Origin of the sequence: Corynebacterium sp. HMSC29G08, from assembly GCF_001806875.1 — a bacterium.
Taxonomy (GTDB): domain Bacteria; phylum Actinomycetota; class Actinomycetes; order Mycobacteriales; family Mycobacteriaceae; genus Corynebacterium.
This window is the reverse complement of sequence record NZ_KV786254.1, coordinates 1-12,503: the sequence shown is the minus strand read 5'-3', so window position 1 is coordinate 12,503 and position 12,503 is coordinate 1. Positions and strand designations below refer to the sequence as shown.

General features: G+C 59.2%; 11 protein-coding genes. 7 read left to right on the top strand and 4 right to left on the bottom strand.

The genetic code is table 11. The features are described from left to right. Positions 1-38: 38 nt before the first annotated feature. Complete coding sequence (locus HMPREF3101_RS06900; protein WP_070463847.1) at positions 39-986, top strand: GNAT family N-acetyltransferase; 948 nt, start codon at positions 39-41, stop codon at positions 984-986. Between the two features lie 36 nt (positions 987-1,022). Continuing rightward, a complete protein-coding gene (gene gatB, locus HMPREF3101_RS06895) occupies positions 1,023-2,525 on the top strand; it encodes an Asp-tRNA(Asn)/Glu-tRNA(Gln) amidotransferase subunit GatB (RefSeq protein WP_052204599.1) in 1,503 nt (500 codons plus the stop codon). A gap of 92 nt (positions 2,526-2,617) precedes the next feature. On the opposite strand, the gene HMPREF3101_RS06890 is transcribed toward gatB, so the two are convergent. Both HMPREF3101_RS06890 and HMPREF3101_RS06885 read right to left on the bottom strand, forming a co-directional pair. Next, entirely contained in the window at positions 2,618-4,021 is a 1,404-nt protein-coding gene (locus HMPREF3101_RS06890; protein ID WP_070463845.1) for a YkvI family membrane protein, read from the bottom strand. A 134-nt stretch (positions 4,022-4,155) separates the two neighbouring features. After that, a complete protein-coding gene (locus HMPREF3101_RS06885) occupies positions 4,156-4,623 on the bottom strand; it encodes a MarR family winged helix-turn-helix transcriptional regulator (RefSeq protein WP_070463843.1) in 468 nt (155 codons plus the stop codon). A gap of 43 nt (positions 4,624-4,666) precedes the next feature. Here HMPREF3101_RS06885 and HMPREF3101_RS06880 point away from each other — a divergent pair, with 43 nt between their 5' ends. Next, positions 4,667-5,140 carry a GNAT family N-acetyltransferase gene (locus tag HMPREF3101_RS06880; RefSeq protein WP_070463841.1) on the top strand — a complete coding sequence of 158 codons (474 nt, stop codon included), beginning with the start codon at positions 4,667-4,669 and terminating at the stop codon, positions 5,138-5,140. 65 nt (positions 5,141-5,205) lie between these two features. Beyond that, on the top strand, positions 5,206-5,994 hold the full coding sequence (locus HMPREF3101_RS06875; RefSeq protein ID WP_070463839.1) for a DoxX family protein: 789 nt from the start codon (positions 5,206-5,208) through the stop codon (positions 5,992-5,994). Positions 5,995-6,021: 27 nt separating this feature from the next. Here HMPREF3101_RS06875 and ilvD read toward each other — a convergent pair whose 3' ends face one another. Together ilvD and HMPREF3101_RS06865 are read right to left on the bottom strand one after the other, a co-directional pair. Then, a complete protein-coding gene (gene ilvD / locus HMPREF3101_RS06870) occupies positions 6,022-7,860 on the bottom strand; it encodes a dihydroxy-acid dehydratase (protein WP_070463838.1) in 1,839 nt (612 codons plus the stop codon). Positions 7,861-7,873: 13 nt separating this feature from the next. Continuing rightward, positions 7,874-8,437: a PH domain-containing protein gene (locus HMPREF3101_RS06865; protein ID WP_070463836.1), complete on the bottom strand. Its 564-nt coding sequence runs from the start codon at positions 8,435-8,437 to the stop codon at positions 7,874-7,876. A gap of 236 nt (positions 8,438-8,673) precedes the next feature. On the opposite strand from HMPREF3101_RS06865, the gene HMPREF3101_RS06860 reads away from it, so the two are divergent. The 3 genes from HMPREF3101_RS06860 (at position 8,674) to ilvC (ending at position 12,179) form a co-directional block, all read left to right on the top strand. Continuing rightward, positions 8,674-10,548: an acetolactate synthase large subunit gene (locus HMPREF3101_RS06860; RefSeq protein ID WP_083280133.1), complete on the top strand. Its 1,875-nt coding sequence runs from the start codon at positions 8,674-8,676 to the stop codon at positions 10,546-10,548. Further along, positions 10,548-11,075 (top strand): acetolactate synthase small subunit, encoded by a 528-nt coding sequence (gene ilvN / locus HMPREF3101_RS06855; protein ID WP_052204583.1) that lies wholly within the window; start codon positions 10,548-10,550, stop codon positions 11,073-11,075. Before HMPREF3101_RS06860 ends, ilvN begins: the two co-directional genes overlap by 1 nt. A gap of 90 nt (positions 11,076-11,165) precedes the next feature. Then, the gene (gene ilvC / locus HMPREF3101_RS06850) at positions 11,166-12,179 is read left to right on the top strand and encodes a ketol-acid reductoisomerase (protein WP_070463834.1); all 1,014 of its coding nucleotides are present in this window, start codon (positions 11,166-11,168) and stop codon (positions 12,177-12,179) included. Positions 12,180-12,503: the final 324 nt, after the last annotated feature.

Sequence of the window (12,503 nt, the reverse complement as noted above, 5' to 3'; positions counted from 1 at the left end):
GGGTTTTGGTCAGTTTGACACTAACGGAAGGCACACACATGACGTTGCTCGAACAAATGGCTGAGCGCTACGAGGCATGGATGCCGAGCAGGTTGCGCCAGTGGTACGGCCCAGAAGAGCGGCTTCTACTAGCTACGCAAGAAATGCGCCCCCAAGCTGACCACGTAGCCAACACGGAATTTGGCGCAGGTTTTAGAGACCACCTCCGCACCCTCGGCGGCCCCGATGTGTCAGACCCGTTGGCGTGGGCAAACCGGCACATCGAGTTCAGCGACGGCAACTGGTGTGTAGCGGGTATCCGGTTTCTCGGACTGGATCCGCAAAAGCCGTTCGTGAGCGTTGTAGCCACCTCGTTGCCTCCGCAGTACGACGCTTTGGTGCCGTATGCGAAAAAGCTCCACCGGGATTTCGCCGAGTTTGCGCCGCTTGCCATCCACTTCGAACTGCCGGACCCGCCCGCAGATGTTGACGTGGACCAGTGGATTATCGCGGGTCTTGTCTCGCAGCTTTGTGAGCGGCCTTTGCGGCCACAGTGCGAGCGCGTGCGGCTGGTACCTGCAGAACCGGCCGAGATAGTTACCTATGCCGATGAGGTGCTTGCCCGCGTGATCAAGCAAACGCCCGAAGTTGCCACGTGGACTGAAGCGGCAACGCTTGAGCAGCTGACAAGCTGCGCGGAGACAGGCGCGCTGTGCACCATTGAGATTGACGGACAGCACGCGGGCATCATTGCCGCCGCGCGTGATGACGCGAACGGTATGCGGGGATTTCAGGTCTACGAAATCCTGCTTGATAATCATGCCCGGGGCCATGGTTTCGGCTCTGCGGCGATGCAACTGTTGTGCCGCGTATTGCCAGCCGAGGCAGGGGATACGTTGTGGGGGACGGTGCATGGGGGCAATGTGGCGTCGATAAGCAATGGGCTCTCAGTGGGCCGTGAAAAGACCGCAGCTTTTGTTTGGATCGAGCGACGCGGCGAGCTGTAGCGCGGGCGTGTGGGGTGGGGCAGTAGACTGACCGGCATGACTGCGTATGACCTGATGGATTACGACGAGGTACTGGAAAAGTACGACCCGGTTATGGGTCTTGAGGTGCACGTCGAGCTTGCCACTGAGACGAAGATGTTTTCCACCGCCTCCGCACACTTTGGTGCGGCGCCGAACACGAACATTGACCCGGTTTCGCTCGGCCTTCCTGGCGCACTGCCGGTGGTGAACGCGAAGGGCGTGGAGTGGGCCATCAAGATCGGCCTGGCGTTGAACTGCAAGATTGCAGAGTCTTCCCGGTTTGCGCGCAAGAACTATTTCTACCCGGACCAGCCGAAGAACTACCAGATCTCCCAGTACGACGAGCCGATTGCGTACGACGGTTACCTGGACGTCATGCTGGAGGACGGCACGGAGTGGCGCGTTGAGATCGAGCGCGCGCACATGGAGGAAGACACCGGCAAGCTGACCCACCTGGGTTCTGCGTCCGGCCGTATTACGGGCGCGACGGCGTCGCTTGTGGACTGCAACCGTGCCGGCATCCCGCTCATTGAGATTGTGACCAAGCCGATCATCGGCGCTGGCGAGCGCGCCCCCGAGGTTGCCAAGGCCTACGTTGGCGCCCTGCGCGAGCTGGTGAAGGCACTTGGTGTCTCCGATGCTCGTATGGACCAGGGCAGCATGCGTTGCGACGCTAACGTCTCCCTTCGCCCCATCGGCCAGGAGAAGTTCGGTACCCGTACCGAAACGAAGAATATTAACTCCCTGAAGTCGGTCGAGCAGGCCGTGCGCTTTGAGATGCAGCGCCAGGCCGCCGCACTGGAAAACGGCGAGGAGATCGTCCAGGAGACCCGCCACTACCAGGAGAAGGACGGCTCCACCTCCAAGGGGCGCCCGAAGGAAGAGGCGTCGGACTACCGCTACTTCAACGATCCTGACCTGCCGCCGGTGATTGCAAAGCCGGAGTGGGTTGAGGAAATCCGCGCAACTTTGCCGGAACTTCCGTGGGTGCGCCGCGCGCGCATCCAGGAGGAGTGGCAGCTGCCGGAGAAGGAGTTCCGTGACCTGGTCAACGCTGGTGCATTGGATCTAATCGTGGACACCGTTGAGGCAGGCACCACTCCGGACGAGGCGCGTTCCTGGTGGGTCTCCTACATCAACGGCAAGGCCAACGAGGCAGGCAAGGATCTGGATGCTCTCGGTGTCAGTCCGGCGGATGTTGCGCGCGTGGTGGAGCTGGTCAAGGAAGGCAAGCTGACCACCAAGCTGGGCCGCCAGGCCATCGACGGTGTCATTGCCGGCGAAGGCAGCGTCGACGAGGTTGTCGCCGCCCGTGGCCTTGAGGTCGTGCGTGACGACGGCGCAATTGAGAAAGCCGTCGACGAAGCCCTGGCCGCCAACCCGGACATCGTGGAGAAGTACCGCGCAGGCAATAAGAAGGTCACCGGTGCCATCGTTGGCGCCGTGATGAAGGCAACGCAGGGCAAGGCCGACCCAGGCCAGGTCAACCAGCTGATTGCCAAGAAGCTCGCCGAGTAAGCTGGGATACGAAAACCCCTACCAGTGCGGCCCCGATGGGGCGTGCGGTGGTAGGGGTGTTGCGTTTGTAGTGCGCGTAGAAAAGCGAAGTGCTACTTCGTCTCAGGCTTTACCGCCGGGAATTCACCAGTTTTGTACATTTCCTCGTACGCCTCCCAGTGAATTTCGTCGCCCTTGGTGTCGGGCGCGCCCTCATAATCTTTATGCTCAGGGTCGAGCGCCGGCGTATTCGCGATATCAAACTCGCTGGAGTTATCCGCGTGCAAGTCAGCTGCAACTTCCTCCTGTACGGACTGCCACAGATCCTGCGTATCCACGTGAGAATCTGCAGCCAACTCATCAACCTCAGCGCGCTCAGCGCGGGTGAGGTCTTCCATAGCAGGGTCGAGCTGAGTCTCAGCCAGCTCAGCAAGACGCTCGCGACGCTCCGTCTCCTCCTGGATGTTCTTGCGGTCACGGAACCAAGCGACACCCATAGTCACGCCAAGCACCAGGCCAAGGTAACCAAGCAGTGGGTAGACCCAACCAACAAGATCAGCGAAGCCAATGAAGGACAGCGCGAAACCAACCATCACCGCCAAGAAGTAGTAGAGGCGGAAACGCTTCGGGTTGCTGTGGCTCGTACGACGGCCAATGGCATAGAACATGCCAACGGCAGTGTTGTAAATCATCAGGTAGATCACGATGGACACAAACACGCCGACCGACGGGTGCATGTTGTCGAACACCATCAGTAGCGGCATATCCGCACCCATCACACCGTCCATGTTGGCGAACAGGATAAACGTGAGCATGAGCAGCAGCACTGCGAAGATGATGCCGCCAAGCAGACCACCCTTGCCCGCTTGCGCCGGGTTCATGTGGGAGCCGGCGAAGACAAGCATCATGGAGGCGTCCATGATCATGACCAGCGTGGCGTAGTTCACTGCGGTAATAAACCAGTTGCCGAACGTGCCAGAAGCCTGAGTGTTGGTCATTGCCAGCTCATTGAGGTGTGCGAAGTCAGAGGGCATGTTTGCCAACGTGATGGCAAACGCGCCGAGCAGGCAAATAATCAGCAAAGGGGTAATGAACGAGAAGACGTTCGTCAGCCTGTCAATATCCAAAAGGCCGGAGAGCAGGAGCAGCACCACCATAATGGAACAGCCGATCCAGGTATCTAGACCGAACTGCTGCTCAAGGTTGGCGCCGGCGCCGGCAACCATGACAAAGCCGATGCAGAACAGCGTGAAAATAGTGGTGACGTCCATATACCTAGCCACCCACGGGTGCGACACGCTCTTGAACACAGCGCTGTGGTCATCAGCCATGTAGTAGGAGCCAAGCTGGTAAACCCAGCCGCTGAAAATAGCGATGGCGGCGCCGGCAATTGCGGCGCCGAGGATGCCCCAGTAACCGAACGAGAGAAAGTATTGAATGACTTCTTGGCCTGATGCGAAGCCGGCGCCGACCGTCAGGCCAACAAGCGCAAGCGCTACTTTGAGGGTTTTGGGCATGTATTTACATTTCCTTCCAAAAGTGGTGTAGTTACAAACGGGCCCGATGATAACACTTTCGGATTAAACTGCCCCCAGATGGAACATGCAGCGTACGGAGCCGGAGGGGGTGGAAGGCGGTTCGCAGGCGGCGGTTACTCTCCCGGTGCCTTCGGGGTGTTGGACATGATCTTGGCCATAATTTTCTTCAATTGCTCGGCCTCCTTAGCGGTAACCTGTTCAAAAATGGTCTCGCGAATATGGGCCACTACTTCCGGGGTGGAGCGCACAACAAACTCCACCCCTTCTTCAGTCAGTTGGGCAAACGTGGAACGGCGGTCCTTTGCGCTGCGGTTGCGCTCAGTAAAGCCGCGTTGTTCAAGGCGATCCATGACATGTGAAAGCCGCGACGGCGACATCATTGTCGCCTGCGCGAGCTTAGACATTGTGGTGGTGTTGTCTTCCGCAAGGGCGATGGACAACAGCGTCATGTAATCCGGAAGCCCCATTTTCTCTTGGCGTTTCAGATGTTCATCTAAGCGAGTAGGCACCCAGGAAACAAAAGTCCACAAGGTGCGCCAGACGTCTGCATCGCGGTCTTCCAGCCAATGAAAACGTTCCATGGCAGTGACTTTAATACAGGGGGAAGAAAAGTATGTTTAAACCATGTTGCATATTCGACCTGCTGTGGAATCTGACACCCCTGAAATCTTTGCCATGATCAATGAACTTGCAGCGTATGAAAAGGCGCCGGAAGAGGTCACGTCCACTGAAGAAGATGTGCGGACTCACCTGTTTGGAGACAGCCCGCGGGTTTATACCCTCATTGCTGAGGTGGATGGGGTGGTGCAGGGGATGGCTATGTGGTTTTTGAATTACTCCACCTGGCACGGCCGTCACGGCATTTGGCTGGAGGACCTCTATGTGCGGGAGCCAATGCGTGGCAATGGCATTGGGACTGCTTTGCTCAAAGCACTGGCAAAGATTGCTGTGGACAATGATTACAGGCGTGTGGAGTGGACGGTGTTGAGGTGGAACGAGCCGTCGATAGGCTTCTATAGCTCTATCGGTGCCCATGACATGGGGGAGTGGACCACTATGCGCCTAGATGGGGAGGCGTTGAAAACGCTCGGTTTATAAACTGCTGAGAAACACGCCGTTTGTCATGCAGAGTTGGATAGGAAAACTCGCATAGTTTAGGGGGTATGGCAACCGATAATCAGCGCGATAATTTGCGCGACGCAACGCCCGAAGATTTCTCGCACGACGATGTTCCGGCCTACACGCCTGGCACGGACCCGGTGGGTACCGCAGAGACCGAGGTTTTTGCGGCATCGACTCCGGCTGCGGCCGCTGTGACGGGCGAGACCGCTGCAATTGACCGTGAACCGCAGTACATCGCTCCCGCTGAGCCGGTGTATGAAGAGGTCACGGTTGTTTCGGACCCGGTTGTGGAAGAACCCGTAGCGGCACCTGTTGGCCGTGGCACCATTGACTTTGGCTTGCTGCTGCTTCGCCTGCTGGTGGGTGGTTACCTCACGGTTCGCGCGATTGCGACGTTCTTCAACCTGGGTTCCTCCGGTGGCATTGGCGCGCTGGAGACCGCATATGCCAGCTACCCGTTTGGCAACGGTATGGCGATTATCGTTCCTACGCTGGAGCTGGCCGCAGGTGTGTTCCTGATTCTTGGTTTGATCACCCCGGTCGCGGCGGCAGTTGGTGTCGCAGTCACCGGCTTTGAGGCACTGCATGCGCTGACTGCTGCGGATGGCGGTTGGGGCCTTTTGCTTACCGACGCCACCGTGATCCTCCCAACCCTCCTCCTCGGCCTCACCTTCGCCCTGACCTTTACCGGCCCGGGCCTCTACAGCGTGGACACTGGTAGGGGATGGGCGCGTCGACCGTTGGCGTCGTCCTGGATCTGCGCCCTGCTTGGGCTGGCCGCAGCCGGCGCCATCTGGTGGTTCGGGGCTGGCATCAACCCGTTGGCATAAACGGCGTAAACCGCCGCTTAGGCTGCGTTAATCGATTTGGCGAACAGCGCCCTTATCCGCGCTGGTCGCCATTTTTGCGTATGCACGCAGTGCCTTAGACACGTGGCGGGTGCGGTTGGGCGTCCACGGGTTGTCAGACGCTTCCATTTCGGCGCGGCGACGAGCCAGCTCCTCAGCGTCTACATCCAAGCGCAGCTCACGGTTGGCTACGGAGATGGCGATGATGTCGCCGTTTTGTACCAAACCGATCAGCCCGCCGTGTGCAGCCTCAGGAGAGATGTGGCCGATGGATAGGCCGGAGGTGCCGCCGGAAAAACGGCCGTCTGTAATCAGCGCGCACTTCTTACCCAAGCCGGCGCCCTTGAGGAAGGACGTCGGGTGCAGCATCTCCTGCATACCCGGGCCGCCGGATGGGCCTTCGTAGCGGATCACCACAACCTCGCCCTCCAAGACTTCGCGGTTGAGGATCATAGAGACCGCCTGCTCCTGAGAATCCACTACTCGGGCAGGTCCCGAGAACTCCCAAAGGCCTTCCTCAACACCGGCGGTCTTCAAGATTGCGCCGTCTGGGGCGAGGTTGCCGCGCAGGACAACCAGGCCGCCGTCGGAAGTAATCGGGTGTGCAACGTCGTGGATCACGCCGTTGGCGGAGTCGGTGTCCAACGACTCCCAGCGCGCGGACTGGCTAAACGCCTCCGTCGTACGGTTACCGCCCGGAGCTGCGTGGAACAGCTCCACTGCCTCTGCAAGGGGAGACTGCCCGCGGATATCCCAGTCGCCCAGCCAAGCGTCGAGGGAGTCATAGGACACCGAGTGCACGTCGTCATGCAAAAGCCCAGCGCGGTGTAGCTCGCCCAAGATGGCCGGGATACCGCCAGCGCGGTGGACGTCCTCCACGTGGGCCTCGCCGTTCGGGGCTACCTTGGACAGGCACGGGATCTGGTGAGAGAGCTCATCAATATCGGCCAGATCAAAGTCCACCTCGCCCTCCTGCGCCGCCGCGAGGATGTGCAAGATGGTGTTGGTGGAACCGCCCATGGCCATATCCAGCGCCATCGCGTTGCGGAACGCGTGCTCGGTGGCGATAGAGCGCGGCAGGACAGACTCGTCGCCTTCGCCGTAGTAGCGGTTGCACAGCTCAACGATCTTGGCACCAGCCTGCTCAAAGAGCGCGCGGCGTGCGGTGTGGGTGGCCAGCGTCGTGCCGTTGCCCGGCAGCGACAGTCCCAGTGCCTCAGTCAGGCAGTTCATGGAGTTGGCGGTGAACATGCCGGAGCAGGAACCACAGGTGGGGCAGGCGTTGTTGGCAATGTCATCGAGTTGCTGGTCGCTGACGGAATCATTGGCGGACAGCGCGATGGCGTCGATCAGGTCAGACTTCGGCTTCACTACGTCACCGGCGTTGATAGCCTTGCCGGCCTCCATCGGACCGCCGGAGACAAACACTGCCGGGATGTTTAGGCGCATCGCGGCGTTGAGCATGCCCGGGGTGATCTTGTCACAGTTGGAGATGCACACCATCGCATCAACAGTGTGGGCGTTTACCATGTACTCCACAGAGTCCGAGATGATCTCGCGGCTGGGCAGGGAGTAGAGCATGCCGGAGTGTCCCATGGCAATGCCGTCATCGACGGCGATGGTGTTGAACTCCTTCGGTACACCACCGGCGGCACGAACCGCGTCTGCAACAATGTCGCCGACATTCTTCAGGTGAACGTGACCGGGCACGAACTGGGTGTAGGAGTTCACAATTGCCACGATCGGCTTGCCAAACTCGTTTTCCTCGGTGCCGGTGGCACGCCACAGGGCGCGCGCACCGGCTGCCTGGCGGCCGATGGTGGTGACGCGTGAGCGGAGGGGGATCATGGGAGATGCTCCTTTAGTTTTGGTTGTCAGCGGGATTATCAGCGGGATTATCAGCGGGGGCATGCGTATCCGTGCCGGGGCGTGGTCCCGGCATGTCCGGATGCTCCTTTAGGTACTCTTCGTACTCTTCTCGGTTAAGCAGGACGCTATAGCCCTCTTTGTCAATCACTTCATACTTGCCGTCAGCGGACTCGGCGGCCTGCGTAATCACATCGGTGATGCGGCCGTGGGAGGCTTCTGCCAGATCGGGCAGGGTGTTGAAGGTGATGCCAGGCATGGGGTACTCGCGGCCGTCGACAGTAGTGGCAAGCGCTTTGCTGCCCTTGAAACTCACACCCTTGAGCTGGTCCCAGGCAAGCGAGACGTTCTTGCGCAACAGGTAGTTGATGGAAATGCCCGAATCAGAAATCGTGGTCTTGGCGTTGAAGATCCACACAAGAGCGAAGATGGGAAATATAAGGACCCAACCCAGTTTGAGCGGGGCCCACAAAATACCAATCAGCGCAATGCCCGTCATCATTGCAATAGCGATGACGTGCTCTCTAGAGGGGCGGAAAATACGGGGAGCATCGGTCATTCCTGACATGGTAGTCAACGCGTATGAAAAAAATTACTCACTATCGCATATATGCGAAGCAATGCTGTGTATTATCTAACGCATGATCACGATGCGACTTGTAGTAGTAGTAATTCCGATGCGGCGCTTGCCGTAAGCGGGTTGCACTCAAAGCTAGCCGCAAACCAAGCGCCCTCGAGAGCTTCTAGCTCGCTCGAGGGCTTTTTGTTTGTGTGATCGAATTCCGTGAATAAGACATGAAGAAGGAGCTTTGTATCGTGGCAGCATCACCGCAGCCCGCAGCCGAAGCCGCAGCGCCTGGACCGGAGGTTATGACTGGCGCTGACGCTACGGTTCGTAGTTTGGAAGAACTTGGGGTTGACATTGTGTTCGGCCTTCCTGGCGGTGCCGTGTTGCCGCTGTACGATGCGCTGTCTCGCGCGCGTACGCTGCGTCACGTGCTGGTGCGCCATGAGCAGGGCGCAGGCCACGCAGCTGAAGGTTATGCCGTGGCCTCCGGCAAGGTCGGCGTTTGTATTGCTACGTCCGGCCCAGGTGCAACCAACCTGGTGACCGCACTGGCGGATGCGTACTTGGATTCGGTGCCCATCGTTGCCATTACCGGCCAGGTGGGCTCTCCCTTGATTGGTACGGATGCTTTCCAGGAGGCAGACATCCGCGGTATCACCATGCCTATTACTAAGCACAACTACATGGTGACCGATGTTGAGGACATCCCGGCGACGCTGAACGCAGCGTTCCACATTGCCTCGACTGGCCGCCCGGGACCTGTGCTTGTGGATATCCCGAAGGACATCCAGGCGCAGATGGTGGAATTTAACTGGCCGCCGGAGCTGGACCTGCCGGGGTATAAGCCGAATACGAAGCCGCACAACCGCCAGATCTCCCAGGCCGCAAAGATGATCTCTGAGGCCAAGCGCCCGGTGCTCTACATCGGCGGCGGCGTGGTGAAGGCGGAGGCGCATAAGGAGCTTTTGGAGTTCGCTGAGATCACCGGCATCCCGGTTGTTACCACCTTGATGGCGCTCGGCGCGTTCCCGCAGCATCACCCGCTCTACATGGGTATGCCGGGTATGCACGGCTCGGTGCCCGCGGTCGGCTCGCTGCAGGAGTCTGACTTGCTCATTGCTATTGGCACGCGTTTCGACGATCGCGTCACCGGCGACACCGACACCTTCGCACCCCTGGCAAAGACCATCCATGCCGATATTGACCCGGCTGAGGTGGGCAAGATCCGTGAGGTGGATGTGCCGATCGTGGGTGACGCCAAGCGTGTGCTTGCACAGCTGACAGATGCGTTCCGTGACTCCAAGCGCAACGCTGCGCCACAGATTGATGAGTGGATCGCTCGCTTGGAAGATTTGAAGGAGCGTTTCCCGCGTGGCTATGACGAGCAGTCTGACGGCAAGCTGTCCCCGCAGTTTGTCATTGAGACGCTGTCGAAGGTCGTTGGCACGGACGCCATTTACGTTGCTGGCGTGGGCCAGCACCAGATGTGGTCCGCACAGTTCATTGACTTTGACCGTCCGCGCCACTGGCTCAACTCTGGCGGTCTGGGCACGATGGGCTACGCCATCCCAGCGGCGCTAGGCGCGAAGGCTGGTTGCCCGGAGAAGGAAGTGTGGGCTGTTGACGGTGACGGCTGCTTCCAGATGACCAACCAGGAAATCACCACGGCCGCACTTGAGGGCTTCCCGTTCAAAGTTGCGCTGATTAATAACGGCAATCTTGGCATGGTGCGCCAGTGGCAGACCCTGTTTTATGACGGAACGTATTCCCACACCAAGCTTGGCGGCAATGCAGAGCAGTACGTGCCGGATTTTGTAAAGCTCAGTGAGGCGCTGGGTGCGGAGGCGATCCGCGTGACCACGAAGGAAGAGGTCATTCCGGCGATTGAGCGCGCACGCGAGATCAATGACCGCCCTGTGGTGGTGGAGTTCATTGTTGGTGAGGACGCGCAGGTGTGGCCAATGATTGCGGCCGGTGCGTCCAACTCTGACATGCAGTATGCGCTTGGCATGCGTCCATTTTTTGACCTGGAGGAGTCCGCGGCTGAGTCGCCGGCGGCAATCCATGAGGCTATCGATGAAATCACGGAGGAGAACCGCTAATGGCACACGAAGACGAGACCACTCGCAATATCCTCTCCGTGCTGGTGCTGGATGTAGACGGCATCATCACCCGCGTTACGGCACTGTTTACACGCCGTGGTTACAACCTGGTGTCCTTGGTGTCTGCGAAGACGGAGACGGAAGGTATTAACCGTCTGACCATTGTGGTGGACGCTTCCGAGTATGCAATCGAGCAGATCACCAAGCAGTTGAACAAGCTCATTCAGGTGCTGAAGGTGCTCCGACTTGAGGACGATCAGACGATCGCCCGCTCCCTGCTTCTGGTCAAGGTCAACGCGACGAACCAGACGCGCGCTCAGGTTGTGGAGACCGCCAACATCTTCCGTGCTCGCGTGGTGGATGTCTCGCCGGAGTCTGTGGTTATTGAGGCCACCGGTACCCCGGAGAAGTTGCGCGCATTCCTGGATGTCATTGAGACCTTTGGCATTCGTGAAATGGTCCGCTCCGGCCAGGTCGCGCTGAACCGTGGGTCCAAGACGTTGGCTCCGTCCAAGAAAAACAATTAATTTTTGCGGGCTGTGGCCACATAGCCCGCGGCGGTGTGTCATAATATGGAACAACCGTCCCAACATATAGGAAAGGTGAGTGCATCACTCATGGCTATCGAAGTGCTTTACGACAATGACGCAGACCTGTCGCTGATCCAGGGCAAGAAGGTCGCGATCATCGGCTACGGCTCCCAGGGCCACGCCCACGCGCAGAACCTGCGTGAGTCTGGCGTTGAGGTTGTCGTCGGCCTGCGCGAGGGCTCCAAGTCCGCAGCAAAGGCCAAGGAGGCAGGCTTCGAGGTTAAGTCCAACGCTGACGCGGCAGCATGGGCAGACGTCATCATGCTGCTGGCTCCGGACACCTCCCAGGCTGAGATCTTTACTAAGGACATCGAGCCGAACCTTAACGACGGCGATGCGCTGTTCTTCGGCCACGGCCTGAACATCCACTTCAAGCTGATTGAGCCGGCAGACAACATCACCGTCGCCATGGTTGCACCGAAGGGCCCGGGCCACTTGGTTCGCCGCACCTTCGTTGACGGCAAGGGTGTGCCGACCCTGATCGCAGTTGAGCAGGACCCGAAGGGCAATGGCCGCGACCTGGCTCTGTCCTACGCTGCAGCTATTGGTGGCGCACGCGCTGGCGTTATCCCGACCACCTTCGAGGCAGAGACGGTGACGGACCTCTTCGGCGAGCAGGCTGTGCTCTGCGGTGGCCTGGAAGACCTGATCATGAAGGGCTTCGAGGTGCTGACCGAGGCTGGCTATGAGCCGGAGATGGCATACTTCGAGTGCCTGCACGAGATGAAGCTCATTGTGGACCTGGTTTATGAAGGTGGCCTGGCCAACATGAACTACTCCATCTCTGACACTGCCGAGTTCGGTGGCTACCTGTCTGGCCCGCGTGTGATTGATGAGGGCGCGAAGGATCGCATGCGCGACATTCTGAAGGACATCCAGGATGGCACCTTTACCCAGCGTCTGGTTGACAACGTGAAGAACGGCAACAAGGAGCTCGAGGACCTGCGTGCGAAGGTTTCGCAGCACCCGATCGAGCAGACCGGTGAGAAGCTGCGCGACATGATGAGCTGGGTGAAGAACCCGCTCAACGAGACTGCGTAAGTCTTTGTAGCCTGCACAGGTTTCACAGTTTGCACAGTTCGTGCTTGAAGCCCCCGGATCGCCCCGTTATTGCGGGCGGTGCGGGGGCTTTTCGCTTGCTATCCGACTTTTAGCGTTGGCGAACAATGTCCCCGCCCGGCAGCTGGCCAACGTGTATCAGCGGTGCAACGTTTATGCAGGTAGGGGCGGTGGATTTCCGGACAAGGTATCCGTTCTGGATAGATCTGTTCGCGGCAAAATCTAAATATCGGATAGCAAACATCGGATAGCCCGAATGGATGCCCGGGGACCTTCGCGCTGAAGCCCGGGGGAGGCGGTGGGGGG

What these genes read in the sequence shown, in the direction of transcription:
- HMPREF3101_RS06900 (WP_070463847.1), top strand. Translation starts at nt 39, where the DNA reads ATGACGTTGCTCGAACAAATGGCTGAGCGCTACGAGGCATGGATGCCG.
- gatB (WP_052204599.1), top strand. Translation starts at nt 1,023, where the DNA reads ATGACTGCGTATGACCTGATGGATTACGACGAGGTACTGGAAAAGTAC.
- HMPREF3101_RS06890 (WP_070463845.1), bottom strand. Translation starts at nt 4,021, where the DNA reads ATGCCCAAAACCCTCAAAGTAGCGCTTGCGCTTGTTGGCCTGACGGTC.
- HMPREF3101_RS06885 (WP_070463843.1), bottom strand. Translation starts at nt 4,623, where the DNA reads ATGGAACGTTTTCATTGGCTGGAAGACCGCGATGCAGACGTCTGGCGC.
- HMPREF3101_RS06880 (WP_070463841.1), top strand. Translation starts at nt 4,667, where the DNA reads ATGTTGCATATTCGACCTGCTGTGGAATCTGACACCCCTGAAATCTTT.
- HMPREF3101_RS06875 (WP_070463839.1), top strand. Translation starts at nt 5,206, where the DNA reads ATGGCAACCGATAATCAGCGCGATAATTTGCGCGACGCAACGCCCGAA.
- ilvD (WP_070463838.1), bottom strand. Translation starts at nt 7,860, where the DNA reads ATGATCCCCCTCCGCTCACGCGTCACCACCATCGGCCGCCAGGCAGCC.
- HMPREF3101_RS06865 (WP_070463836.1), bottom strand. Translation starts at nt 8,437, where the DNA reads ATGACCGATGCTCCCCGTATTTTCCGCCCCTCTAGAGAGCACGTCATC.
- HMPREF3101_RS06860 (WP_083280133.1), top strand. Translation starts at nt 8,674, where the DNA reads ATGAAGAAGGAGCTTTGTATCGTGGCAGCATCACCGCAGCCCGCAGCC.
- ilvN (WP_052204583.1), top strand. Translation starts at nt 10,548, where the DNA reads ATGGCACACGAAGACGAGACCACTCGCAATATCCTCTCCGTGCTGGTG.
- ilvC (WP_070463834.1), top strand. Translation starts at nt 11,166, where the DNA reads ATGGCTATCGAAGTGCTTTACGACAATGACGCAGACCTGTCGCTGATC.